Origin of the sequence: Anaeromyxobacter paludicola, assembly GCF_023169965.1 — a bacterium.
GTDB lineage: Bacteria > Myxococcota > Myxococcia > Myxococcales > Anaeromyxobacteraceae > Anaeromyxobacter_B > Anaeromyxobacter_B paludicola.
Genome location: NZ_AP025592.1, coordinates 3614113 through 3636621, shown reverse-complemented (window position 1 = coordinate 3636621; position 22509 = coordinate 3614113). Strand labels below are relative to the sequence as shown.

The window sequence follows — 22509 nt, the reverse complement described above, 5'->3', positions numbered from 1 at the left end:
CGAGAGAGGCTACTCCAGACCCCGGACATGCCAAGAAAGCGAGCCACCTGCATTGCGGCAGGCGTCATGCGTTTTCGGTTTCGGCCGCCCGAAGCTGTCCCTCGGGCTCGGCGGCTGGGTATGGGCTTGATCCGGCCAAGTGGACACCGACCGAAAGGCGGATACGGTGTCCTGACGTCCCCCGGCAGTCTCAACCGGTAGAAGCAACAGAGTTTTGGCCGTATTTTGCCCGGGACCTTCGGTCCCAGCAGCGGAGCATCGCGCGTGCTCACTTCGCCTGTCGCACGGCGAGCTCGCGGGCCGCCTCGACAAAGAGCCGCAGGGGTGCCGACCGCTGTGCACGACTGGGAAAGTAGAGGAAGTACCCGGGGACCGTCGCTGCGTACTCCTCGAGGACGGGCACCAGGCGACCGCTTTGCAGGTGCTCCCTCGCGACCGGCTCGAACGCATACGCCAACCCCGCTCCTCCCGACGCCATGGAGAGGGCGACCTTCTCATCGGTGGTGACGATCCCACCGCGCACCGGGACGCGCCACGACTTGCGACCCCTCTCGAGCTCCCAGGCATAGAGCGCGCCCGTCGTCGGCGATCGCAGGTTGATGCACTCGTGACGCAGCAGGTCCTGTGGACGCTGCGGGGTGCCGCGTCGCGACAGGTACTCGGGCGAGCCCACCACGAGGAACCGGAACGGATCCGTCAGGCGCACCTGGACCATGTCGCGCTCGATCGCCTCGGTGAGCCGCACACCGGCGTCGTAGCCTTCGGCTACGATGTCGACGAGGCGCTGTTCGACGACGACCTCGACCTCGACGCGCGGGTGACGCTCGCGGAGGGTCGGGACCACTGGGTCGATGACGAACGGAAGCGCCGCCTGCGGCACCGACAGCCGCAGGCGCCCGACGGCCTCGCCGGGCTTCGCGGAGGCCTCGCCGAGCGCGGTCAGGACCTCCCCGATCGCCGGCCCCGCGCTCTCCACCAGACGCCGGCCCGCCTCCGTCACCGAGACGCTCCTCGTCGTCCGGCTCAACAGCGGCACGCGAAGCTGACCCTCGAGTTGCTGGACGGCGTGGCTCACGGCGGAGCGCGTCACGCCCAGCTCGCGCGCGGCGGCACTGAAGCTCCGCAACCGCGCCACGGCCAGGAACGTCTGCAGCGGGACGAACGGGACGGTGTTCATGCGCAGGTTCTCCCCACCACTGGCTCCGCCGGTGCCTCTCGCGCGCCCATCATCGCACGGAGCGCGCACGTTGTTGAGGTTGGCTCAACAGCCTGTCAGGCCCGGCGCGTCTACCGGCGCCGGCGCCCCCGCCCGTATATCTGCTCCACGCCGGGCGCGACCGTTCGGTCACGCGGGCGAGTCTCGAGCACAGCGAGGCCTGAGCGATGCGCGCAACGATCATGTACGGCGCCGGCGATGTCCGCGTCGAGAACGTCCCCGATCCCACCCTCGTCGAGCCGACGGACGCCATCCTTCGCGTGGTCCGCGCCTGCATCTGCGGCAGCGACCTTTGGCCGTACAACGACATGCCGAAGAACGAGCGAGGCCAGAGCATGGGCCACGAGGCCATCGGCGTGGTGGAGGCGGTCGGAAGGGACGTTCGCGCCGTCAAGCGCGGTCAGGTCGTGGTGATGCCATTCGCGATCTCCGACGGCACCTGCGAGTTCTGCCGGGAGAAGCTGCCGACCGCATGCGTTCACGTCGGGTTCGTCGGGAACAGGGGTCTGAACGGCGCGCAGGCGCAGGCGCTCCGGATCCCGTTCGCCGACGGGACCCTCTACCCGCTCGACGTCACCGAGAACGACGCGCGGATGCCTTCGCTCCTCACCCTGTCCGACGTGATGGGCACCGGCCACCACGCCGCGGTCGTTGCGCGCGTCGCGCCGGGGAAGCGCGTCGCCGTCGTCGGCGACGGCGCGGTCGGCCTGTGCGGTGTCATCGCCGCGAAGCGTATCGGCGCCGAGCAGATCATCATCCTGGGCCACCGACCCGACCGTCTGGCGCTCGCGCGTGAGCTCGGCGCGACCGACGCCGTCACGGAACGCGGACCTGAGGCCGTCGAGCGCGTCCGGCAGCTCACCGGCGGCCACGGCGCGCACTCGGTGCTCGAGTGCGTCGGCACCGGCGATGCCACCTCGACGGCGGTCGAGATCGCTCGCCCCGGGGGAGCCGTCGGCCGCGTCGGGGTGCCGCATTACGAGGCCACCCCCGGCGCCCTGCCGACCTTCTACAAGAACGTGACCGTCGGCGGCGGGCCGGCTCCCGTCCGCGCCTACATCGACGAGCTGCTGCCGGACGTCCTCGAGGGGCGGATCAACCCGGGACGCGTCTTCGACCGCACCGTGTCGCTCGACGGAGTGCCGGATGGCTACCGCGCGATGAACGCGCGAGAGGCGATCAAGGTGATGGTCACGCCCGAATGATTACGCGAGCGCTGGTACGCGCGTTCTCGCTGCTGCAGGTTCCTCAAGAGGAGTATCGCAATGAAGATTGCAGTCATCGGAACGGGCATGGTCGGCCGCGCGCTCGCGGGCCGGCTGGGGGGCCTCGGACATGACGTCGTCGTGGGCACGCGACACGTGGACCAAACGCTACAGCGCACCGAACGGGACGCGATGGGAACCCCGCCATACAGGGAGTGGCAGCGAGCCCACCCCGCAGTGCGACTGGCGACCTTTCCGGAAGCAGGCGCGCACGGCGAACTCGTGGTGAACGCGACGGCAGGCGCCGTGTCCTTGTCCGCGCTCGAGGCGGTCGGCAAGACCCACCTGGCCGGCAAGGTCCTCCTCGATCTCGCCGTCCCTCTGGACCTCTCGCACGGCATGCCGCCGCGACTGCTCTTCGCGAACACCGACAGTCTCGGTGAACAGATCCAGCGGGCCTTCCCCGATGCCCGCGTCGTCAAGACGCTGAACACCGTCTTCACGGAGGTGATGATCGACCCCAGACGTGTGCCCGGACAGCACAACATCTTCGTCGCCGGCGAGGATGCCGCAGCCAAGCTGACCGTCGAAGGCCTGCTGCGCGAGCTCGGCTGGCCCAAGGAGGCGATCATCGATCTCGGGGGCATCCAGACCGCTCGCGGGACGGAGATGTACATGCAACTGTACTTCATCCTCGCAGAAAAGTTCGGCTTCGACTTCAACATGGCAGTCGTTCGCGCACCCTGATGGTGTCGCGATGCCGTGGCGCGTCGATTCCTGTCGTTGAGTTCGAATTCTGCAGACGCGACGGTGCGGCGCACTCGGCGAGACCCCGCTGTCGAGCTGGGCTCACCAGCCTGTCGACAGACGGGCGTCTAGTTCACCGACGCTCGGGAGCGCATCCTCTCGTCAAGACCGACGAAGGAGAGGAATCCTCGATGAAAGAGCTCGTGATGCTGATCACCGCACTGACCACCACCACTGCCGCAGCGGCTGGCAAGCCGCAGGACGCTGCGAACTTCTATGTCAGCGACAAGGTGACCGTCGAGAAGGTCACGTTCCAGAACCAGTACCACATGAAGGTCGCGGGAAACCTGTTCACGCCGAAGACGCTCGACCGTGGAGCGAGGCACCCGGCCATCGTGGTCGGACACCCGATGGGTGCCGTGAAGGAGCAGAGCGCGAACCTGTACGCCACGAAGATGGCCGAACAGGGGTTCGTGACGTTGTCCCTGGACCTGTCGTTTTGGGGTGACAGCGAAGGTCAGCCGCGCAACGCGGTCTCACCCGACCTCTACGCCGAGGACTTCAGCGCGGCCGTGGACTTCCTGCGGAGCCGCCCGTTCGTCGACAGGGAGCGCGTCGGCGCGATCGGCATCTGCGGCAGCGGGAGCTTCGTCATCAGCGCGGCGAAGATCGATCCGCGGATCAAGGCCGTCGCGACGGTGAGCATGTACGACATGGGCGCGGCGAGCCGCAACGCGCTCCGGCACTCGCAGACGATCGAGCAGCGCAAGCAGCTCATCGCCGAGGCCGCCGCGCAGCGCGACGTGGAGTTCGCGGGCGGCAAGCCACGCTACACGAGCGGGACGGTGCACGAGCTGAAGCCCGACACCCACCCCATCCAACGCGAGTTCTTCGACTTCTATCGCACGCCGCGCGGCGAGTTCACGCCCAAGGGCTCGTCTCCGGAGCTCACGACGCACCCGACGCTGACGAGCGCCGTGAAGTTCATGAACTTCTACCCGTTCAACGACATCGAGACGATCTCCCCGCGGCCGATGCTCTTCATCACCGGCGCCGACGCGCACTCGAGGGAGTTCAGCGAGGAGGCGTACCGGCTCGCCGCCGAGCCGAAGGAGCTCGTCGTCATCCCAGGCGCGGGTCACGTCGACCTCTACGATCGCGTGGGCCTCATTCCGTTCGACCGCCTGACCGCCTTCTTCAAGTCGAACCTTCGGTAGTCGGCGAACCGCAAGCCCCTCCACGGAGGCCACGCCCGGAGGCGTGGCCTCTTCACATTCAGACCGAGCTGACATGAAGAGCACAGCAGCACGGGGCCGCTCCACGCGGCGCCCCTACGTCATCTGCCACATGGTCCCGTCCCTCGACGGGCGAATCGCGGCAGCCGCGCGGCCGCAGTCCTGGAGCGCGGTCGGCTCGCTCGCGCTGTGTGTCGCGATGCTGATCGCCTCCGAGTTCATGCCCGTCAGCTTGCTGACGCCGATCGCCGCCGATCTCGGCGCGACCCAGGGCACCGCAGGACAGGCCATCTCGGTGTCGGGCCTCTTCGCCGTGGTCGCCAGCCTCCTCATCCCTACGGTCGCCGGCCGCTTCGATTCCCGCCGCGTCCTGCTGACCTTGACCGGCCTCATGCTGGCCTCGCTCCTCTTCATCGCGACGGCGACGAGCTTCGGGATGCTGATGGGCGCGCGCGCGCTGCTGGGTGTCGCGATCGGTGGCTTCTGGGCGCTCGCCACCGCGACGATCATGCGCCTCGTGCCCCCGGGCTCCGTCGCCCGCGCCCTCGGAATCCTGTACAGCGGCAACGCGGTCGCCACCGCGTTCGCAGCCCCCATCGGCAGCTACGTCGGTGGGCTCATCGGCTGGCGTGGCGTTTTCTGGGCGCTTGCGCCTCTCGTCCTCATAAACCTCGCGTGGCAATGGTGGGCCCTCCCCTCGCTGCCCCCGCGCGCGGCGAGCTCCGTGGGCAAGGTCCTCGGCCTCCTGACGCGACGCCACGTCGCGCTCGCGATGGCGGCGGTGATGCTCAGCTTCGCGGGCGCCTTTGCGAGCTTCACGTACTTCCGGCCGTTCCTCGAGACCTACACGCGGGTGAGCGTGCCGCAGCTCTCGCTGTTGCTGCTCGGGCTCGGGGTGGCCGGGTTCGCAGGGACGTACGGCGCGACCGCGCTGCTCGGACGCCATCTCGACGCCCTCCTCTGCTACCTCCCGCTCGCGCTCGGCGCGGCGACGATGGCGCTGCTCGCCGTCGGGCACGCACTCTGGGGAGTCGGCGCGATGATGGTCCTCTGGGGCGCGGTGAACTCTGCGATTCCGGTCTGCTGGTCGGCCTGGCTGGCTCGAGGTGTCGGGGACGATCCGGAGAGCGGCGGTGGCCTGATGGTCGCGGCCATCCAGCTCGCGATCATGCTCGGGGCGGCGTTCGGCGGGGCGCTCTTGGACCACGTCTCGATCGCGGCACCTTTCGTCGGCGGCACGGTCCTGCTGGCGCTTGCGTCCTTGGCGGTGAGCGTCGGCCGCAACAGCCCCCTCGCTGCGGCGGCGACCTCCACCTCGGAGGGCGTGACCGCGTGGCAAGGTCGTCGACTGGATGGACAAGGTGACTGACGAGAGTACGGGACGACAACGAAGTCGCCTCATGAGGCGGGCCCCCGAGGCGCGACTGGCGACGTGGGTGCGGTCGCCCCGGCGCTAGCGGCGTACACTTCTGACGTCGTCGCAGGCGACCTGTGGAAGCGTCCCGACCTCTCTTCCCGGGATCGTAGCTTGGTGACCGTCGCGGCGCTCGTGTCTCGCCAGCAGACGGCCGGGCTCGCGCGGTACTCGCCCTGGCGCTCGACAGCGGCGTTCGCCCGGGCGAGCTCTCCGAGCTCGTCACGCACCTCGCGTTCTACTCCGGCTGGGGGAACGCGATGGCGGCCGCTGCGGTCGCGAAGCAGGTCTTCGCGGAGCATGGCATCGGGGCCGATCTGCTTCCTGCGGCGTCGGGCGAGCTCCTCCCGCTGGACGAAGCGGCCGGGGCGAAGCACGCGTCGCTCATCCAGGGGCAGTTCGGTGATGTCGCTTCCGGTGTGGTGGGACACGACGAACCTCGTGTTCCCATGCCGTGATCCACCTGACCGCATCCCCTCATCCGCGAGAGGCCAGTTCGTGCACTTCGGGCTCGAGGGGCTCGCGCAGCGGCGTCGTTCGGTTGGCAGGCAGGATGAAGATGGCGGTCAGGACGAGAGCAACCACGTTCATGACCGCCGCGCCCAGGAACACTGCGCTCACCTGGCGGCTCATCTCCACCGCGCCCGTCAGCCGAGGGTCGGCACTGGCGGCGAAGACCACGATCAGCACGCTCAGACCGATAGAGCCACCCAGCTGGTGCGCGACGTTGACGAGCCCCGACGCAGCGCCCTGGTCGCCGGCTTCCACGCCCCGCACGCCGGAGGTGGTCAGCGGGGCCATGGCGCCACCGTTGCCGATGCCGATCAAGACCATTGGCAACGCGAGCTGCCAGACGGAAGCGTCGGCGCCCGCTTTCGCCAACCAGAACAGGCCGGCACTGATGACCGCCAGCGACCCCATGAGCATTTGAGCCCCGCCCAGCCCGCGCGTGACTCGGGGGACGGCCATCGCGGCGACGAACTGGACCAGCGTCATCGGCAGGAAGCCCAGTCCGGCCTGCAGCGCCGAATAGCCCAGCACCCGCTGCATGTACAACGTGCCGAAGAAGAAGAAGGCGACGATCGAGCCGACGTACAGCATGCGTGCCAGATAGGCAGCGGACCGTTCACGGCTACGCAGCAGCCGCAACGGCAGGACCGGTACTTCCACCCGGCCCTCGTGCCACACGAAGAGGCCGAGGACCACGACCGAGAGCGCCAAGGTTGCCAGCGTGACGCGATCCAGCCACCCCGCCTCAGCGGCGTTGACCATGCCATATACCAACAGCCCTACGCCCACCGTCGACGCAATGGCACCCACCACGTCGAACTCGCCCTCTTCAGGAATGCCGTCGGGGATGTAGCGCGCAACGGCGAACAGCAATCCGATACCGATCGGTATGTTCACCAGAAAGCCGATGCGCCAGGACAGGAGACCGGCGCAGATGCCCCCCAGCACCAAGCCGAGGCTCGCGCCAGCTCCAGCGATGATCGAATACCAGGCCAGCGCCCGGGTCCGCTCAGCGCCTTCGGGGAACGTGGTCGAAATGAGCGCCAGCACACTCGGAGCGAGAATCGACGCACCCACCCCCTGGACCGCTCGTGCCGCGATCAGCTCGTAGGGCGATTGGGCGATGCCGATCACCAGAGAAGCCACCGTGAACAGGATGACGCCCACCCGCAGGATCCGGCGACGGCCGAACGTGTCACCCAGGCGGGCGGACAGGAGAAGACAGCCGCCGAAGCAGAGCAGATAGGCGTTTTGCACCCAGGTCTGCATCACGGGACCCATGTTCATCGACTTACCGATTTCCGGCATGCCGGTATAGACAATGGACAGGTCCAGCAGAATCATCAGATAGGCGACCAGCACGACGACCAGAATGGTGTTCGGGCTGGCTGGCCGCACGGTGCGCTGGAGTGTCAACAATTGGCTCACTTTGGTCCGGTATGCCCGGCATTGCAGGGTCAGGGGGCGCCATCGCTTCGCGGGGTCAGGGCGCCTCCCCGGCCGCGCGATACTGGTCGTCGCTCACTTGTTCCATCCACTGCACGGTCTCGTGGTCGAGTCGCTCCTGAACGGCCATGTGCGTCATCGCTGCAGTCGCGATCGCTCCGTGCCAGTGCTTGACCCCCGGAGGGATCCACACGACGTCGCCCTCCCTGATCGTCCTCGCCGCCTCCCCCCACTGCTGAACCAAGCCCGCTCCAGCGGTCACCACGAGCGTCTGGCCCAGCGGGTGGGCGTGCCACGCGGTCCGAGCGCCAGGCTCGAACGCGACCGAGGCGCCCGACGCGCTCGCCGGATCGCTGGCCTGGAAGAGCCGCTGGATTCGAACGGAGCCCTTGAAGTGATCCAGAGGTGCGTCCTCGACGGACTGTTCTCGGCGTGGACAGATGCTGATCCGCGCCTCCGCTGCCGAGCCGCTCCCGGCGGAGAGCACTGAATCCGGCTGCGGCCCGGCCGACCTCTTGCCGATGACCTGCTCCAGCACGTGGCGAGCGTTCTCTCCGCGAGCCTTCCCGACCGCGTCGTCGATGGCGAAGGTCACGCCCTTCAGCTGAGCCTCGGTAAGGCCGGTGTTGAGACCCACGTTGAAGTGGGACGTCAGCTGCGGGTTGACGCCCTCGAGAGTGGCCAGAGCTGAGATCGTTGCGATCTCTCGGCTCTGCACATCCAGGTTGTCGCGGCCGAAGATGTCTCCGAAGAGATGTCCTTTCAGAAAGGCGTCGATCGCCGGACTGAATGCGACATATCGGCCGGTCGCAGGCCCTCCCACCAGCTTCGTCTGGATCTCGGTTCCGAGCTCGATGCTGCTCTTGTGGGCCGGCATGGGGCTCGGTTCGGGGCCCACGTCGTCGGCGACGCCTCTTCGCTGCCGGTCATCGAGGACGTCGATGAACGTGTTGATCCCGTTCAGGCTGCGCGGGAATCCGGCGTAGGCGTACAGCTGGACGAGGACCTCCTTGATCTGGTTGATGGTCCAGCCAGCATCCAGCCCCCTGGCCAAGGCCGTACTCAGCTTCGGCAGGTCGCCGTTGGCCGTGAAGGCCGCGATCGCCACGAGCCGCTGCTGCTTGACGCTCAGCCCGCCGGAGGTCACGGTCGTTGCGCCCGTAGTCCCCTGCTGATGCGCGCACCCGTGCACGAACACCGCCATCGCCAAGAGGACGACCGGCGGAGACATCCTGAGCGATCTCATATGCGCCGCGCTCCCGCGCCGCGGCCCCTCCGAGTCCTCTCTGCCCACGTGCTTCTGGTCGAAGAGGCTCGAGAGAGATCCGCGATTCGCAGGTTGTTCAGATCCGAGAAGAGGAGGTGGGTGTTCCCGCGGATCTCGAGGGCCGGGAGATGATCACTTCCCGAGGGACCTTCCGTAGAAATCCGTCATCTTGTTGACCGCAGTGGTCACGTACCTGGGGACCCAGTACGTCTCGATGTGTGTGGCGCCTTCGACCTTGAAGAGCTCCTTGTCCTTCGTGCCGGTGGCCTTGGCGAACGCATCTTCGGTCATGTACAGGCTGTCGGCCTTGCTGCCCGCGATCATGAGCAAGGGCTTGTCGAGCAGCTCCAGTCGGTCGGTCGCATCGAAGCTCATGAGATCGAGCAAGCTGCTCGTCGTGTACCTGGACGTCGAGCGTGGGTGCGCGTGCGTCTTCCCGTAGTACTCGTAGCCCTGCCGGTACAGATCGAACGGCAGCTTCGCGATCTGCTCATCGGTCAGGTTGGCGTCGCCCGAATAGAGGACGTTCCCGCCGGCTGCCTCCTGGGCGCGCGCGTCCGAGGCCTGCTGCAGGCGTACCTGGATGGTGGACAGCTGCGAGTCGTTGTAGCCGTTGCGACGAACTCGCCCCGAGTTGAACATGCTCAAGGTCGCGATGGCCTTGAAGCGCTTGTCCGTCTGCGCCGCCTTCAACGAATAGCCGCCGCCGCCGCAGATGCCGAGCAACCCCAGGCGCGCGGCGTCGACCCCCGGATACCGGGCGACGAAGTCCGCCATGCCGTGGATGTCCTCGATGCGGTAGCTGGGCTTGTCCACGTTGCGCGGCTGACCGCCGCTCGCGCCCTGATACGCCGCATCCGCGGCGATGGTGATGTAGCCCTGCTCCGCGAGGCGCTGGGCATAGAGGCCCGCGACCTGCTCCTTGACACCGCCGTCCGGGTGCGCCACGACGACCGCCGGGTAGAGCTTCCTCGGATCGTAGTTCGCCGGCGTGTAGACGTTGGCCGAGATCTCCAGGGCGTTGAGGCTGTAGGTGACCGGGTGAATGTTGACCTTGCCCGGCTCGTTCTTCGTGATCGCGCCTTCGTAGACCAAGGTGAAGGGGTTCTGCCTGTCCGCCGCCCCGGCCTTGCCAGTCATGAGCACCCCCATCGCCGACCACATGGTCGCCTTCAAGATCATGCTTCTCATCTGGAGACTCCTCTCGTTGACCACCTGTAAGCACACCGCGCGGTGCGGTTCGCGAGAGCTCGAAGGGCCTTCGCGTCAGCGGTCGATCATCGCCTGCATGCGCGCGGGATACCGGATGCCTTGAACGGCGAGCCGGGACACCGCGTCGTGGATCTCGCGCAGGTCGGAGGGTGAGAGCTCGACACTCACCGCGCCAAGGTTCTCCTCGAGGCGATGCAGCTTCGTCGTACCGGGGATCGGCACGATCCAGGGCTTCTGTGCGAGGACCCAGGCGAGCGCGATCTGCGCTGGTGTGCACTGCTTCCGCTCAGCGACCTGCTTGACGAGCTCGACGAACGCCTGGTTCGCCTTGATGTTCTCGGGCGTGAAGCGCGGGAACGTCGTGCCGCGCAGGTCGCCGGCCTCGAATTTCGTGGCGTCGGTGATCTTCCCGGTGAGGAACCCCTTCCCCAGGGGGCTGAATGGGACGAAGCCGATGCCGAGCTCCTCGCACGCCGGCAGCACTGCCTCCTCGGGCTCACGCCACCACAGCGAGTACTCGCTCTGGACAGCCGCGACAGGCTGCACCGCGTGCGCGCGCCGGATCGTCTCGACGCCGGCCTCGGAGAGCCCGAAGTGCCTCACCTTGCCCTCGGAGATCAGCTCCTTCACCGTCCCCGCGACGTCCTCGATCGCGACATTCGGGTCGACGCGGTGCTGATACAGCAGATCGATCGTCTCGACCCCGAGCCGCTTCAGCGAGCCTTCGGTGCTCCGACGGATGGACTCGGGCCGGCTGTCGAGGGCGCCCGTCTGCTTCCCGTTGGCGTCGAAGGCGAAGCCGAACTTCGTCGCGATCACCACCCTGTCGCGAAGAGGCGCGAGCGCCTCGCCCACGAGTTCCTCGTTCGTGAAGGGGCCGTAGATCTGCGCGGTGTCGAAGAACGTGACGCCACGATCGAACGCCGCGCGGACGAGCGTGATCGCTTGCTGCTTGTCGGTGGCCGGCCCGTAGCCGCGGCTCAGCCCCATCGCGCCGTAGCCGATCGACGACACTTCGAGTCCACTCTTTCCCAACGCACGCTTGTTCATTCGTATCTCCGGTCCGGCACGAGGTACTCCCGACTCACTTCTTCGGAGGCGCCTCGACCCCCGAGAAGACCAGCACCTGATCAGGGAGCCGGGCGCCGCGAACCTGGACCGCCGACAGGGCTCCATTCAGCTCGGCGACCTCGCTCGACGTGAAGCGCAGGTCAGCCGCCCCGATGTTCTCGAGCATGTGCGCCACCTGCGTCGTTCCGGGGATCGGCACGATCCACGGCTTCCGCGCCATGAGCCAGGCGAGCGCGATCTGTGCCGGCGTCGCACGCTTCCGCTCGGCCCAGCGCTTGAGCAATGCGACCAACGCCAGGTTGTGCGGGAGGTTCTCCGGAGAGAAGCGGGACTCGACGCCGCGGATGTCCCCCTGAGCGAAGCGCGTCCTCGCGTCGATCGATCCCGTGAGGAACCCCACTCCGAGTGGGCTCCACGGAACGAGGCCGATCCCAAGCTCCTCGCAAGCCGGAATGACTTCGTTCTCGGGTCCTCGCCAGAGCATCGAGTACTCGTTCTGGACGGCGGTGAGCGGCAGCGTCGCGTGAGCCCGGCGCAGCGTCTCGAGCCCCATCTCCGAGAGGCCCCAGTGCATGACCTTGCCCTGCTGCTTCAGGTCCTTCACCGCCCCGGCGACGTCCTCGATCGGCACCTCGGGATCGACCCGGTGCTGGTAAAGGAGGTCGATCCGGTCCGTCCGCAGCCGCTTGAGCATTCCTTCGACGGCGAGCTTGACGTGCTCGGGCTTGCTGTTGAGGCCGGGCCTCCGCTCACCCGTGTCGAGGTCGATGTTCCAGCCGAACTTGGAGGTGATCACCACCTGGTCCCGGAACGGCGCGACGCCCTCGCCGAGGATGCGCTCGACCTCGTGAGGGCCGTACGCCTCGGCCGCGTCGAAGAACGTGACGCCCCGGTCGAACGCGGTCCGGATGATGTTGAGCATCTCGGGGCGGGTCGGGATGGTCGTCTGGTAGGTGCGGCTCATGTTCTGGACGCCGAGCCCGACGCTGGAGACCTCGAGCGACCCTAGCCTCCGCCGCCCCGCCACCTTCGGTGCGGGAGTCCTGGCCTGCGCCGCCTGCTGCGCAGGGGCCTTCGTGGCCGCGCCAGCGAGGAGAGGCGTCGCCGCGAGCGCTCCCGCCGACAGCAGGAAGGAGCGGCGACCGAGGGCGCACTTGCGATTCGAGGCGGCCATCACATCTCCTGCCGTGTCGGGCGGAAGAGGATCTCGTTGATGTCCACGTCCTCCGGTTGCTCGATCGCGAACGCGACGGCCCGGGCGAAGGAAGACGGGGGGATGGCGTAAGCCCCGTAGAACTGCGCGACCCCCTTCGCGATGTCCGGCTCCGTGATGCTCTGCGGCAGCTCCGTCGCGACCGCGCCCGGGGAGATGATCGTGGTGCGGATGTTCCAGGGCTTCACCTCCTGTCGCAGCCCCTCCGAGATCACGCGCACCGCGGTCTTCGTCGCGGAGTAGACGACTCCCGCCGGACCGACCCGGTGGCCGGCGACCGACGAGACGTTGATGAAGTGCCCGCTCTTCTGCCGCTGCATGTGGGGCAGCGCGGCCGCGATCCCGTAGAGGACGCCCTTGATGTTCACGTCGATGGTTCGGTCCCAGTCGGCGATCTTGCGGCGCTCGAGCGGCGAGTTCGGCATGAGCCCCGCGTTGTTGAGCATCACGTCGATACGGCCCCACCGCTCGACGGCCGCGTCGACCAGGCGCTGAACCTGTGCAGCGTCGGTCACGTCGGTGGCGACGGCGAGCGCCCTGCCGCCGCCCTTCGCGATCTCGCCCACCAGCGCTTCCAGGCGATCCACGCGACGGGCGCCGAGCACGACGGTCGCGCCCCGCGCGGCGAGATGACGGGCCGCCGCCTCGCCCATGCCGCTGCTGGCGCCGGTGATGACCACGACCTTTCCCGAGATGTTGGCGCCGTCCACGTTTCCGTTCATGTCACGCTCCTGTCTCCTGATGCCCCGGTGGGCTCACGCCTCGGGGATCGGCCTGCCGTAGTTCTCGAGGGTGATGGTCTCGGGTTCGGGTCCGGCGCGGACGCCCGTGTCGAGCGCGTCGATCGCGGCCAGCTGCTCCCGCGTGAGCTCGAAATCGAACACGGCGAAGTTCTCGGCGATGCGGACGGGCTTGACGGACTTCGGGATGGCGGAGCGGCCCTGCTGCAGATGCCACCGCAGCATCACCTGGGCTGGCGACTTCCCATGCGCGCGCGCGATCTCGAGCAGCTTCGGGTCCGCGAACGAGTTCTTCTCGAGACCCCTGTAGGCGGTGATGCCGCCGATCGGCGACCAGGCCTGGGTGGCGATGCCGTGCTCGGCGTGTATGCGCTGGAGCGCGGTCTGCTGGAAGTAGGGATGCACCTCGATCTGGTTCACGGCCGGCACGACGGGCGCGACGCTCAGCAGCCGGGCGAGGTGCTCGGGCATGAAGTTGCTGACCCCGATCGCGCGCACCCTGCCGTCCGCGAGGAGCTTCTCGAGCGCCCGGTACGCCTCGAGGGTGCGGTCGAACGCAGACGGCAGCGGCTGATGCAGGAGCAGCAGATCGAGGTGGTCGACGCCGAGCTTGCGGGCGCTCTTGTCGAAGGCATGCAGCGTCGCGTCGTAGCCGTAGTCGCTGATCCAGACCTTCGTCTCGACGAACACCTCGTCGCGCCGGAGGCCCGAGCGACGGATGCCCTCGCCGACCTCACGCTCGTTGGCGTACGCGGCGGCAGTGTCGATGAGCCGGTAGCCGGCCGCGATGGCCGCCTCGACGGCGCCCGCGGTCTCGGCCGGCGGGCTCTGGAAGACGCCGAGCCCGAGCGCCGGCAGCTGGACGCCGTTGTTGAGGGTGATGGAGGGGCTCCTTGCGCCCATGTCGGTTTCCTTTCGGGTGCACGGTCTCTCGCTTCGGCCGAGACTCCGCGCTGACCGGCTGGAAACTAGCGCCCACGTGAGCCGGGCAGTAGACGCGGGACGGGAATGGGCTTTTAAGCTGTGCTTGAAGATCCGCCCCCGCTAACGCGCTACGCTCCACGGGCGAGGGAGCGGGCTCCCTCCCCCACCTCCGAGCCTCTCCATGAAGACGACACTTCTGCCCCAGCTCCAGACCTTCCTCGTGGCGGCCCGCACCAGGAGCTTCAGCGCGGCGGCGCGCGAGCTCGGCGTCTCACCGGCAGCCGTGAGCCAGTCGGTTCGCCAGCTCGAGGAGCAGCTGCGCGTCGTGCTCTTCACCCGCACCACGCGCAGGGTGGCGCTCACCGACGCGGGGCGCCGGCTGCTGGACGGGGCAGGACCAGGCCTCGGCCAGGCGCTCGCCTCGATGCAAGAGGTCTCGGCGCAGCCGGGGGAGGCGGTCGGTCGGCTGAAGCTGACCGTGCCGGAGATCGCGGTGCCCTACGTCGTCACGCCCGTGCTCGGTGCTTTCCGCGCACGCCACCCGCGCGTCGAGGCGGAGGTCGTCGTCGAGAATCGCCTCGTGGACGTCATCGCGGAGGGGTACGACGCGGGCGTGCGCCTGCACGAGGCCATCGAGCGGGACATGGTGCAGGTGCGTCTCACTGAAGCGTTCCGCTTCGTCGTGGTGGGGGCGCCCTCGTACCTCGAGCGCCACGGCACGCCGCGGCGTCCCGAGGACCTGCTGCGGCACGATTGCTTCACGTTCCGCATCCCGTCGAGCGGGGCGCTGTTCGCGTGGGAGCTGGAGCGTGGTCGCAGGAACTGGCGGGTGCCAGTCCGAGGCAGCGTGGTGACGAACGACCGCCGGTTGACGCAGGCGTTGGTCGAGCAGGGGCTGGGACTCGCGTACGCGTTCGGACCAGCCGTGAAGGAGGAGCTGCGCACCGGGCGGCTCGTGCGCGTGCTCGAGGAGTACGCGCCGACCGTCCCCGGGTTCTTCCTCTACTTCCCGAGCCGGGCGCAGCGTTCGGGCCCCTTGCGCCTCTTCATCGACGTGGCGAAGGAGCTTGCGACGAGAACGCCATGAATCGGAGGGATGGCGACGGCTCCCCTCTCCTTTCCTTCCCGTCAGTCACTTTCGGTCATCATTTCGGGCAACCTTTGGGCAACCTTCTGCTGCAGGAAGCCCCATCTACCCCCCGCCCTTACGATTGAAGTGGCGCTGGGGGGCGAGTCGGCCTGGAACGGACGGTCCCGCCCCGCGTTCGACGCGGAGGCACGCGTATCCGTGGGCCGCCTCGCGAGAGTCCGGTCCGGGAGGATCTGCGGTTCCGAGGAAGATGACACCGGCTCCGCTGCGAGCGCGGCCGCGGAGATGATCGCGACGAGCAGCATGAGTTCCCTCCCGGCTCGAAAGCGTACACCGCCCGACCGCCTTCGCATCTGCGGACAGTCACACTGCGGTGCCCGCCCGGGATGCGACAGGGTCCGCCGGGGAAGGCTTCTGGGCGGCGTTCGTTGTGCCCGGCGTGGCCCGGGAAGAACCTCACATCGCCAGCGCCCCCCCGAGCAGCACGACCCCGAGGACGCTCACCAGCGGCTGGAGCGGACTCACGTAGCCGATGAGCAGAACCTGCACCGCGATCCACCCGACGACGATGGTACCCGCGACGACCGTGGCCATCCGGGCCGAGCGAGCTCGCCGCGCAAGGAGGACCGCGGCGAACAGGGTGCTTCCGCCGACGACGGTCGCGAGGACGAGCCCGGGAATCCGGAAGCTCTCGAAGGGAGAGCCCGCGAGCACGGCCCGGGGAATCCCGACGAGCGACCCGTCGGGCCGCAGGAAGAACGCGACACCGACGGGTATGGCGCTCGCGGCGAGCAGAGATGCGATCGCCCCCAGCAGCGCTGCGCGAATCGAACGGCGCATCTGGCCATCCTGCCGGATGCTGGAAGGGCCGGGGCGAGCGCGCGTGAACGGTGGGCTCCGGTCCGCGCTTCGACTCGCCCGGCGACCTGCCGGTCAGGTCTGCGGGATCCGCGGCGCGAACGACCGGGCGCCGGTAGACCCCGAGGACCCGATCGCGGCCGCGGAGGGCCCATGTGCGACCACCTGAAGCAGTTCGAGCGGAAGCGGGCAGCGCCCGTGCGGCCCAGCGGGCACGGCTGCCAGGAGTGCCTCGAGACCGGCGACCCGTGGGTGCACCTGCGCCTGTGCATGACGTGCGGGCACGTGGGGTGCTGCGACGATTCGCCGAACCGCCACGCCACGCGCCATCACCACGCGACGAGCCACCCGGTCATCAAGTCGTTCGAGCCGGGCGAGGACTGGGCTTGGTGCTACCTCGACGAGGACTCGCTCGACGCCATCGCCGCCTTCCCGGAGGAGTCGCCGCGCCGCCACTACGACCCGCCGGGCGCGGGCGCACCGGGGCGCTGACGGTCTCCACTGCTCAGGCTTCGAGCGCAGCGCTGGCCACCTGCGCTGCGCCCGGGCGCTGCGAGGCCGGATGACCGCCCCCGCTCCGGCCGCGCGCGGCGGCCGGAGCAAGCTCCGCCTCAGCCGTGGCACGTGCAGTCGCTCTTCATCGAGCCGGCGCGGTGCTCGTGCTTCGGGGTCGCGCTCGCCTCGCGGTCCTTGCTCGAGGCGGCGAGGGTGGCGCCGCGGGGCGCCGCGGCGGGCGTGGCCGGGTCGTTGGCGTAGCCGTACTGCGCATCGTCGAAGTTGCCGGCGAAGGGCGGCAGGTCCGCCGCGAGCGCGGGCGTGGCCGAGGCGACGAGCAGGGCGGCGAGGGTGGTGTTGAGGATCCGGGACATGGGAACGACCTCCGTGGATGGTGGAACGGCTCGATGCCGTCCCCGGATCACTTTGCAGCGCGAGTGCCAGCCGACGCTCACTGCTGAACGCAGCGGTTCGCCGGCGTTCGGGCTTCGTCCGGCGGGCGCGGAAGCGTGACGCGCCGGGTGCCGATGTCTCCCGGCGAGTTACCCCCCGCTGGCGACGAGCGCCACCGGTCGGGCGCGGTTCGATGGACCCCGCGACCGTGAGATCGCGGGTTACACCGGAACCGCCGCGGTGCCTCCGCCAGCGGGCCCCGCCGCGCCATCCTGAGCATTTCGAGGCCTCGAGCGGCTGGCACCCAGGATGCAGCGCCTCCTCGCGTCGGAATCGAAGCCCAACTCTCCGACGGAGGAATGATCATGCTGAAGAAGATCGTGGCCGCCGCGGCTCTCGCGATGATGGTGACCCCCGCGTTCGCCGGGCCGAGCTGGGAGGAGCGGAACGCCTGGCGTCTCCAGAAGTCCGGCAACCAGTCAACGGGGCAGACCGCCAGGCCGGAGGCGGCCCCCGCCCAGGCCGCGCCGAGCGCGCCGAAGCCGCACGAGCACGGCGCGTGCTCCTGCGCGCACAAGTGATCCCGCCCGGCGCGCCGGGGGCGAAGGTCGTCGCGCCTCCTGTCCCTGAGCGACAGGAGGCGCACGCCTGGCCTGCCCCCGCGACGCGCTCGAGCCGAGCCCGGCTGCGTCGCCGGGAGCGGGCGCACCGCGGCGGTGACGATCTCAGATGCCCAGCTTCGAGCGCAGCGCCGACAGCCCGGCGCCGACGCCGCCCTGCGGCACCTGCCCGTTCGGCGTGAGGTGGTCGATGAGCCCGGGGAGGAACTGCGACAGCGCGTGGCTCACCGCGTCCGTGCTCATCCCGTGCTGGCTCGCGAGCTCCTGCACCTTCGGCCCGAGCGCCTGCTGGACCTGCCCCGGCGAGACCGGGAGGTTCTGACCCGTTCCTATCCAGGAGTCCATCAGGTGGCCGAGCCCGTTCTGCTGGAACGCCTGGACGAGGCCGTTGAGTCCGCCGCCCTGCCCGCTCGCGATCATGTCCATCACGGACCGCGCCAGGCCGGAGCTCGCGGACCCGCCGGACAGTGAGCCGGTGAGGTTGTCGAGGAAGCCCATGGTTCACCCCCTCGCAGAGTCGTGGCGCGCCGGTGCGTGGCCGGCAACGGCTCACACGGGGGGCTCGGCGCGCGCTCCCGGTCGAGACGCGCCGCCGTCCCGCGGCACTCCGCGCAGCCAGCCCCCGAAGAGCAGCTGCTCCTCCAGGCGGCAGGACCAAGCCCGGTGACCGGAGGGGCCCCGGCTACCGCCGGACCGGCCAGACCTGGAAGAGCGCCGTCGGCGGCACGTCGAGGTAGCGCCCCTCCACCACGTTCACCGCGCCCGCGTACCCGATGCAGGGCTGGAACGACGACCAGTAGCCCTCGGCCCCGACGTGGACGAAGGGGCCTTGCGCCGCCAGCACCGACCCGAGGCGCAGGAGCTGGAGCGGACCGGGCAGCAGCCAGTCGCCGGGCGCGGAGCCGTCGGCCAGCCCGCAGGCGCCGGACGCCAGCCCGGCCACCCAAGCCTGCGCCTCGTCCCAGGGCATCGCTCCGGAGCAGCCCCCGTCGGCGAGCCAGGTGGTCCGGCCCAGGTCGTCGAGGAGGGTGACGGTGCCGTCGCCGTTGTCGAAGCTCTGGACGACGACGGGCGGCGGCGGCACGGCCACGCAGGCACCGTCGCTGACGGTGTAGCCGGCCTCGCAGACGTAGGTGCACGGGGTCGGGACGCAGGCGCCGCCGCAGTCGCAGGAAGTGCCGGTGACGACGCGGGGCGCATCGCGCACGAGCCCGGCGTCGGCGCCGGGGCACATCACGGCGTTGGCTGGAATGGACCCGGTGCAGGAGGCGACCGCGGGAGTCGTCCCACCGTCGGCGTGGCCAGGACCGGCCTGGCCCGCCTGGCCGCCGCACGCGGCGACGGCCAGGGCGGCCAGGCTCAAGAGGGCGTCGCGCGGCGCCATGGGAGCGGCTCAGCCAGGTCCAAGCCGGCGGTCCAGCCTGGACCTGGCTGATCCCACGTCCCCGCCCCTACCTTCCGCCGAGCCCCGGGTGACACTGGAAGTTCGAGCAGTCGCTCTTCGACGGGTGGCAGCCCTGGCAGGAGCGCAGGTTCCTGCGCGCGTCCGTCTTGTGGAACGAGACCCAGCTCGGGTCCGGCTGCCCGCCGCTGAAGACCGGCTTGTGCGGGCGGATGCTCATGCCGGGCCGGTTCTGCTGGATCTGCCGGGCGTGACAGTCGGAGCAGAACTTCGGCTCGTGGCAGCGGTTGCACGACTGCGGGTCGTCGGTGGCCTTGATCGCGTGGGTCGAGATGAAGTCGGCCGCGTGCGACTTGGGCATGTACTCCCCGCGCCGCGAGAAGGTCTTGGAGAGGTCGGCGTCCACGTTGCCACCGTTGTGGCAATCGAGGCAGTAGGACTGCTGGTGGCAGTCGGCGCAGTTGTTGTTCGCCTTGCGGGCCACGAGCCGGTGCTGGCGCTTGAAGTCGGGGGCGTTGTGGGTGTCGGTGACCCCCGACGCGCCGTGGCAGTCCCGGCACTCCGACGGCTTGGAGGCCTTGTAGTCCTTGTGGTCGGTCGCCCGGGCCAGCGGCGCGCCGGCGAGGACCAGGGCCGCGGTGAGCAGACGAAGCAGTCTCGATGCGTTGCTGCGTGACATTGAGTCCCCTTCCGCTCTTAGAGATGCACGTTGACCGCGAGGAATCCGCGGAAGGCGTGGCTGAAGTAGAAGTTCAGGTTGTTCTCGGCGCGGAGCGAGGCGCTGACCGCCTTGCACACGTCGTAGGATACCGCGGCCCAGTACTTCTTGGCGGTGCCGTCGCGCGAGTCCTCGCGGCGGAAGTCGTCGAAGTCCGCGCCCGCCTGGAGCAGCGCCTTCTGGAGCCGGTAGCCGCCGCTGAAGCGAAGCCCGCTGATCCGGCCGGCGTAGCCGTCGCGCCACTCGTAGCTGGCGTTGACGGTCAGGTTCTCGATCGGGGCGAGGTGGACGCCGGCGTCCACCAGGTTGGCCGAGGAGTTCCCGTTGAAGTCCTCGTAGGCGTACCGGGCGTTCAGCGAGTACCGGGGGTTGAAGCGGTACTCGGCCGCCACGCTGTACTGCTGGTAACGGTCGACGTTGAAGAACCGGTAGAAGGAGAACTGATCGAAGGTCGGCTTGCTGTTGTAGTACTCGCCGTGCAGCGTGAGGTCGGCGATGGGGGTGAGGTCGGCGCCCACGAGGAGCTCGGCCCAGCGCATGGAGGCGAAGTCGTACCGGGCGCGTCCCACCAGCCCCAGCATCGAGAACGGCGTGCTCGACACGTCGAGGGCCGCGTACTCCTGGGCCAGCTCGCTGTCGGCGTAGCGGCGCGAGTAGCTCGCCTCGACGTGGGTGTACTTGACGGTGTCGAGGTAGACGCTGCCGCCCCAGACCGAGTCGCTGCCGTCGAGCTCGCTCTTGTTGTCGAAGACCACCCGGCGGCCGCCGAACAGCGTCACGCCGGCCGGCCCCAGGTTCTTGAGGTTCAGGTAGCCGCCGTCGATCGTCGCCGGATCGGCGGCCACGCTCACGAAGCTCCGGCCGAGCCGCAGGTCGAGCCGGTCCTGGATGACGTCGTGGTAGTCGAGGTACAGGTAGTAGAGGCGGCCGACGACGTTCGACACCAGCTCGGGGCGAGACTCGTTGCTGGTCGTGAGCTGCCCGACCAGCCGCCCGTATCCGCGGACGCTGATCTTCCCCGCCGGATCGATCTTGGTCAGGCTCAGCCGGAAGTACTCGGCGACGTCGTCCTGATCCTTCGAGCCGCTCTGGAAGTCCTGATAGTGGAGGTATTGCGTCGAGCTGGTCGCATCGACCTCCACGGCGCGCGCCGTCCACGGTGCGCATAGCACGGAGAGCAGGGCGACCGCTTTTGTCGTGATCCTCATTCGTTCGCCTCACCGTGAGAAAAGGTTTCCGGCACCGCCCAAGCGAGCAACGAGCGTGCCACGGCCTGCGCCGCTCCAAGCGCCGGTGTTTCCTGTGGGTTGAGCGCGGCCCTCCGCCCGGCGCCGGCCGGGACACCGTGGAAAGCCCATGCCCTCTGGTCATTTCACCGTGAGGCGCCGGACGCGTCGCAATGGCCATGGGAGGTGCTACGATCGCTGCAATCCATGAGCGCCCGGGGAACACTACGCGATGGCTTCGGCCGGTCCCTCCAGTACCTCCGGCTCTCGGTGACCGACCGCTGCAACTTCCGCTGCGTCTACTGCCTCCCGGGCGGCTGCCCCAAGGCGCGCGGCCAGCCCCTCTCGGCCGAGGAGATCGCGCGCCTGGTCCGCGGCTTCGCCGGCCTCGGCTTCTGGAAGGTCCGCGTGACCGGAGGCGAGCCCTGCACCCGCGCCGACATCTGCGAGGTGGTGGAGCGGATCGCCCGCACGCCGGGGGTGCGCCGGGTGGGGCTCACCACCAACGGCCACCGGCTCGCCTCCCTCGCCGCCGGGCTGCGCGACGCCGGGCTCCACGCGCTCAACGTCAGCCTGGACAGCCTCGATCGCGCCCGCTTCGCCGAGGTCACCGGCCGCGACCGGCTCCCCGAAGTAGTCGCCGGGATCGAGGCGGCGGTGGCCGCGGGCATCCCGTCGATCAAGGTGAACACCGTGCTCCTGCGCGGGCTCGAGGACACGGAGCTCGACCGGCTCCTCGACTTCACCCGCCGCATGCCGGTGACGGTCCGCTTCATCGAGCTCATGCAGACCGGCGACAACGCCGACTTCTTCCGGCGCGCCCACCTCCCGGCCGACGAGGTCCGGCAGCGGCTGGCGGCGCGCGGCTGGGTGCCGCAGGAGAAGAGCCCCAGCGACGGCCCCGCCGCGATGTACCGGCACCCGGACCACCAGGGGAAGGCGGGGCTCATCGCGCCCTACTCGACCGGCTTCTGCGCCTCCTGCAACCGGCTCCGCGTCTCCTCCACCGGCGACCTGCGGCTCTGCCTCTTCGGCGAGGAGCAGGTGCCGCTGCGTCCCCTGCTCCAGCGGGACGATCAGGAGGCCGAGCTCTGGCGGACGGTGGAGCGCGCGGTGAGGGCGAAGCCGGAGTCGCACGCCCTGCGCGAAGGGCGCTGCGGCGTCGCCAGGAACCTCGCCGCCATCGGCGGCTGAGCCGCTGGGCGGCGCGCGCCGTCAGCCGCGGGGCAGCTTCTCGAGGTCGCTCGCCAGGAACGGGCCGGGGCACGACGAGAGGTACGGCTTCATCATGCACCAGGCGTTCGGGCAGAAGAGCTCCACCCCGATCGCGGCCGGCGGCGCGTCGGCGGGGGCGGTCTGCCACTCGTCGCCCGCCTCGATGCTGTCCGCCACCTCCTGCACGGTGCGATAGGTCCCGTCCGAGGTGAACACCCCCACGATGTGCTCGTGGGTCGGGTTCCCGGCCGGCGCTTCCTTGCGGATCTTCGTCACGTTGAAGGTGGCCATC

24 protein-coding genes and 1 pseudogene are annotated in these 22509 nt (G+C 69.2%); 10 read left to right on the top strand and 15 right to left on the bottom strand.

The features are described 5' to 3' along the window. Positions 1–268: 268 nt before the first annotated feature. Positions 269–1177: a LysR family transcriptional regulator gene (locus AMPC_RS16355; protein ID WP_248342484.1), complete on the bottom strand. Its 909-nt coding sequence runs from the start codon at positions 1175–1177 to the stop codon at positions 269–271. Between the two features lie 206 nt (positions 1178–1383). Between AMPC_RS16355 and AMPC_RS16350 the strand changes: the two genes are divergently transcribed. The 6 genes and pseudogenes from AMPC_RS16350 (at position 1384) to AMPC_RS16330 (ending at position 6275) form a co-directional block, all read left to right on the top strand. Further along, positions 1384–2421, top strand: a complete 1038-nt coding sequence (locus AMPC_RS16350) for a zinc-dependent alcohol dehydrogenase family protein (RefSeq protein WP_248342483.1) — start codon at positions 1384–1386, stop codon at positions 2419–2421. A gap of 60 nt (positions 2422–2481) precedes the next feature. Then, positions 2482–3168: an NADPH-dependent F420 reductase gene (locus tag AMPC_RS16345; RefSeq protein ID WP_248342482.1), complete on the top strand. Its 687-nt coding sequence runs from the start codon at positions 2482–2484 to the stop codon at positions 3166–3168. A 191-nt stretch (positions 3169–3359) separates the two neighbouring features. Next, the gene (locus AMPC_RS16340; protein ID WP_248342481.1) at positions 3360–4385 is read left to right on the top strand and encodes an alpha/beta hydrolase; all 1026 of its coding nucleotides are present in this window, start codon (positions 3360–3362) and stop codon (positions 4383–4385) included. 130 nt (positions 4386–4515) lie between these two features. Continuing rightward, positions 4516–5772 (top strand): MFS transporter, encoded by a 1257-nt coding sequence (locus tag AMPC_RS16335; protein WP_248342480.1) that lies wholly within the window; start codon positions 4516–4518, stop codon positions 5770–5772. Positions 5773–5993: 221 nt separating this feature from the next. Continuing rightward, positions 5994–6041: pseudogene (locus AMPC_RS20615) on the top strand (hypothetical protein); the annotation flags it as partial. Positions 6042–6077: 36 nt separating this feature from the next. Next, on the top strand, positions 6078–6275 hold the full coding sequence (locus tag AMPC_RS16330) for a hypothetical protein (RefSeq protein ID WP_248342479.1): 198 nt from the start codon (positions 6078–6080) through the stop codon (positions 6273–6275). 19 nt (positions 6276–6294) lie between these two features. Here AMPC_RS16330 and AMPC_RS16325 read toward each other — a convergent pair whose 3' ends face one another. The 7 genes from AMPC_RS16325 to AMPC_RS16295 form a co-directional block, all read right to left on the bottom strand. Beyond that, on the bottom strand, positions 6295–7755 hold the full coding sequence (locus tag AMPC_RS16325) for an MFS transporter (protein WP_248342478.1): 1461 nt from the start codon (positions 7753–7755) through the stop codon (positions 6295–6297). Between the two features lie 55 nt (positions 7756–7810). Further along, entirely contained in the window at positions 7811–9004 is a 1194-nt protein-coding gene (locus tag AMPC_RS16320) for a (R)-mandelonitrile lyase (protein WP_248342477.1), read from the bottom strand. 168 nt (positions 9005–9172) lie between these two features. Continuing rightward, a complete protein-coding gene (locus tag AMPC_RS16315; protein WP_248342476.1) occupies positions 9173–10216 on the bottom strand; it encodes an alpha/beta hydrolase in 1044 nt (347 codons plus the stop codon). A gap of 90 nt (positions 10217–10306) precedes the next feature. Continuing rightward, positions 10307–11302 (bottom strand): aldo/keto reductase, encoded by a 996-nt coding sequence (locus AMPC_RS16310; protein ID WP_248342475.1) that lies wholly within the window; start codon positions 11300–11302, stop codon positions 10307–10309. Between the two features lie 34 nt (positions 11303–11336). After that, the gene (locus AMPC_RS16305) at positions 11337–12497 is read right to left on the bottom strand and encodes an aldo/keto reductase (protein ID WP_248342474.1); all 1161 of its coding nucleotides are present in this window, start codon (positions 12495–12497) and stop codon (positions 11337–11339) included. Further along, positions 12497–13258 carry an SDR family oxidoreductase gene (locus tag AMPC_RS16300; RefSeq protein WP_248342473.1) on the bottom strand — a complete coding sequence of 254 codons (762 nt, stop codon included), beginning with the start codon at positions 13256–13258 and terminating at the stop codon, positions 12497–12499. Before AMPC_RS16300 ends, AMPC_RS16305 begins: the two co-directional genes overlap by 1 nt. Before the next feature lie 33 nt (positions 13259–13291). Then, positions 13292–14179, bottom strand: coding sequence for an aldo/keto reductase (locus AMPC_RS16295; protein WP_248342472.1), 888 nt, complete (start codon positions 14177–14179; stop codon positions 13292–13294). Between the two features lie 202 nt (positions 14180–14381). Here AMPC_RS16295 and AMPC_RS16290 point away from each other — a divergent pair, with 202 nt between their 5' ends. After that, positions 14382–15287 (top strand): LysR family transcriptional regulator, encoded by a 906-nt coding sequence (locus tag AMPC_RS16290; protein WP_248342471.1) that lies wholly within the window; start codon positions 14382–14384, stop codon positions 15285–15287. A 459-nt stretch (positions 15288–15746) separates the two neighbouring features. On the opposite strand, the gene AMPC_RS16285 is transcribed toward AMPC_RS16290, so the two are convergent. Further along, complete coding sequence (locus AMPC_RS16285; RefSeq protein ID WP_248342470.1) at positions 15747–16130, bottom strand: hypothetical protein; 384 nt, start codon at positions 16128–16130, stop codon at positions 15747–15749. 171 nt (positions 16131–16301) lie between these two features. On the opposite strand from AMPC_RS16285, the gene AMPC_RS16280 reads away from it, so the two are divergent. Then, positions 16302–16640: a UBP-type zinc finger domain-containing protein gene (locus AMPC_RS16280; RefSeq protein WP_248342469.1), complete on the top strand. Its 339-nt coding sequence runs from the start codon at positions 16302–16304 to the stop codon at positions 16638–16640. A 119-nt stretch (positions 16641–16759) separates the two neighbouring features. Here the strand turns inward: AMPC_RS16280 and AMPC_RS16275 are convergent, their stop codons facing one another. Next, complete coding sequence (locus AMPC_RS16275) at positions 16760–17017, bottom strand: hypothetical protein (RefSeq protein WP_248342468.1); 258 nt, start codon at positions 17015–17017, stop codon at positions 16760–16762. Between the two features lie 384 nt (positions 17018–17401). On the opposite strand from AMPC_RS16275, the gene AMPC_RS16270 reads away from it, so the two are divergent. Continuing rightward, a complete protein-coding gene (locus tag AMPC_RS16270; RefSeq protein ID WP_248342467.1) occupies positions 17402–17617 on the top strand; it encodes a hypothetical protein in 216 nt (71 codons plus the stop codon). Between the two features lie 144 nt (positions 17618–17761). On the opposite strand, the gene AMPC_RS16265 is transcribed toward AMPC_RS16270, so the two are convergent. From AMPC_RS16265 to AMPC_RS16250, 4 genes are all read right to left on the bottom strand, one after another. Next, positions 17762–18154: a YidB family protein gene (locus AMPC_RS16265; RefSeq protein ID WP_248342466.1), complete on the bottom strand. Its 393-nt coding sequence runs from the start codon at positions 18152–18154 to the stop codon at positions 17762–17764. 184 nt (positions 18155–18338) lie between these two features. Beyond that, complete coding sequence (locus AMPC_RS16260; protein WP_248342465.1) at positions 18339–19040, bottom strand: hypothetical protein; 702 nt, start codon at positions 19038–19040, stop codon at positions 18339–18341. A gap of 67 nt (positions 19041–19107) precedes the next feature. Continuing rightward, positions 19108–19737, bottom strand: coding sequence for a NapC/NirT family cytochrome c (locus AMPC_RS16255; protein ID WP_248342464.1), 630 nt, complete (start codon positions 19735–19737; stop codon positions 19108–19110). 17 nt (positions 19738–19754) lie between these two features. Continuing rightward, entirely contained in the window at positions 19755–20918 is a 1164-nt protein-coding gene (locus AMPC_RS16250) for a hypothetical protein (RefSeq protein WP_248342463.1), read from the bottom strand. Positions 20919–21209: 291 nt separating this feature from the next. On the opposite strand from AMPC_RS16250, the gene moaA reads away from it, so the two are divergent. Beyond that, positions 21210–22196 carry a GTP 3',8-cyclase MoaA gene (gene moaA, locus AMPC_RS16245; protein ID WP_248342462.1) on the top strand — a complete coding sequence of 329 codons (987 nt, stop codon included), beginning with the start codon at positions 21210–21212 and terminating at the stop codon, positions 22194–22196. Between the two features lie 21 nt (positions 22197–22217). On the opposite strand, the gene AMPC_RS16240 is transcribed toward moaA, so the two are convergent. Beyond that, entirely contained in the window at positions 22218–22508 is a 291-nt protein-coding gene (locus AMPC_RS16240) for a hypothetical protein (RefSeq protein WP_248342461.1), read from the bottom strand. Position 22509 lies beyond the last annotated feature (1 nt).

Bases quoted from the DNA above. Each gene is read 5' to 3' on its own strand.
- AMPC_RS16355 (WP_248342484.1), bottom strand. From the start codon at position 1,177: ATGAACACCGTCCCGTTCGTCCCGCTGCAGACGTTCCTGGCCGTGGCG.
- AMPC_RS16350 (WP_248342483.1), top strand. From the start codon at position 1,384: ATGCGCGCAACGATCATGTACGGCGCCGGCGATGTCCGCGTCGAGAAC.
- AMPC_RS16345 (WP_248342482.1), top strand. From the start codon at position 2,482: ATGAAGATTGCAGTCATCGGAACGGGCATGGTCGGCCGCGCGCTCGCG.
- AMPC_RS16340 (WP_248342481.1), top strand. From the start codon at position 3,360: ATGAAAGAGCTCGTGATGCTGATCACCGCACTGACCACCACCACTGCC.
- AMPC_RS16335 (WP_248342480.1), top strand. From the start codon at position 4,516: ATGGTCCCGTCCCTCGACGGGCGAATCGCGGCAGCCGCGCGGCCGCAG.
- AMPC_RS16330 (WP_248342479.1), top strand. From the start codon at position 6,078: ATGGCGGCCGCTGCGGTCGCGAAGCAGGTCTTCGCGGAGCATGGCATC.
- AMPC_RS16320 (WP_248342477.1), bottom strand. From the start codon at position 9,004: ATGTCTCCGCCGGTCGTCCTCTTGGCGATGGCGGTGTTCGTGCACGGG.
- AMPC_RS16310 (WP_248342475.1), bottom strand. From the start codon at position 11,302: ATGAACAAGCGTGCGTTGGGAAAGAGTGGACTCGAAGTGTCGTCGATC.
- AMPC_RS16305 (WP_248342474.1), bottom strand. From the start codon at position 12,497: ATGGCCGCCTCGAATCGCAAGTGCGCCCTCGGTCGCCGCTCCTTCCTG.
- AMPC_RS16300 (WP_248342473.1), bottom strand. From the start codon at position 13,258: ATGAACGGAAACGTGGACGGCGCCAACATCTCGGGAAAGGTCGTGGTC.
- AMPC_RS16295 (WP_248342472.1), bottom strand. From the start codon at position 14,179: ATGGGCGCAAGGAGCCCCTCCATCACCCTCAACAACGGCGTCCAGCTG.
- AMPC_RS16290 (WP_248342471.1), top strand. From the start codon at position 14,382: ATGAAGACGACACTTCTGCCCCAGCTCCAGACCTTCCTCGTGGCGGCC.
- AMPC_RS16285 (WP_248342470.1), bottom strand. From the start codon at position 16,130: ATGCGCCGTTCGATTCGCGCAGCGCTGCTGGGGGCGATCGCATCTCTG.
- AMPC_RS16280 (WP_248342469.1), top strand. From the start codon at position 16,302: ATGTGCGACCACCTGAAGCAGTTCGAGCGGAAGCGGGCAGCGCCCGTG.
- AMPC_RS16275 (WP_248342468.1), bottom strand. From the start codon at position 17,017: ATGTCCCGGATCCTCAACACCACCCTCGCCGCCCTGCTCGTCGCCTCG.
- AMPC_RS16270 (WP_248342467.1), top strand. From the start codon at position 17,402: ATGCTGAAGAAGATCGTGGCCGCCGCGGCTCTCGCGATGATGGTGACC.
- AMPC_RS16265 (WP_248342466.1), bottom strand. From the start codon at position 18,154: ATGGGCTTCCTCGACAACCTCACCGGCTCACTGTCCGGCGGGTCCGCG.
- AMPC_RS16260 (WP_248342465.1), bottom strand. From the start codon at position 19,040: ATGGCGCCGCGCGACGCCCTCTTGAGCCTGGCCGCCCTGGCCGTCGCC.
- AMPC_RS16255 (WP_248342464.1), bottom strand. From the start codon at position 19,737: ATGTCACGCAGCAACGCATCGAGACTGCTTCGTCTGCTCACCGCGGCC.
- moaA (WP_248342462.1), top strand. From the start codon at position 21,210: ATGAGCGCCCGGGGAACACTACGCGATGGCTTCGGCCGGTCCCTCCAG.
- AMPC_RS16240 (WP_248342461.1), bottom strand. From the start codon at position 22,508: ATGGCCACCTTCAACGTGACGAAGATCCGCAAGGAAGCGCCGGCCGGG.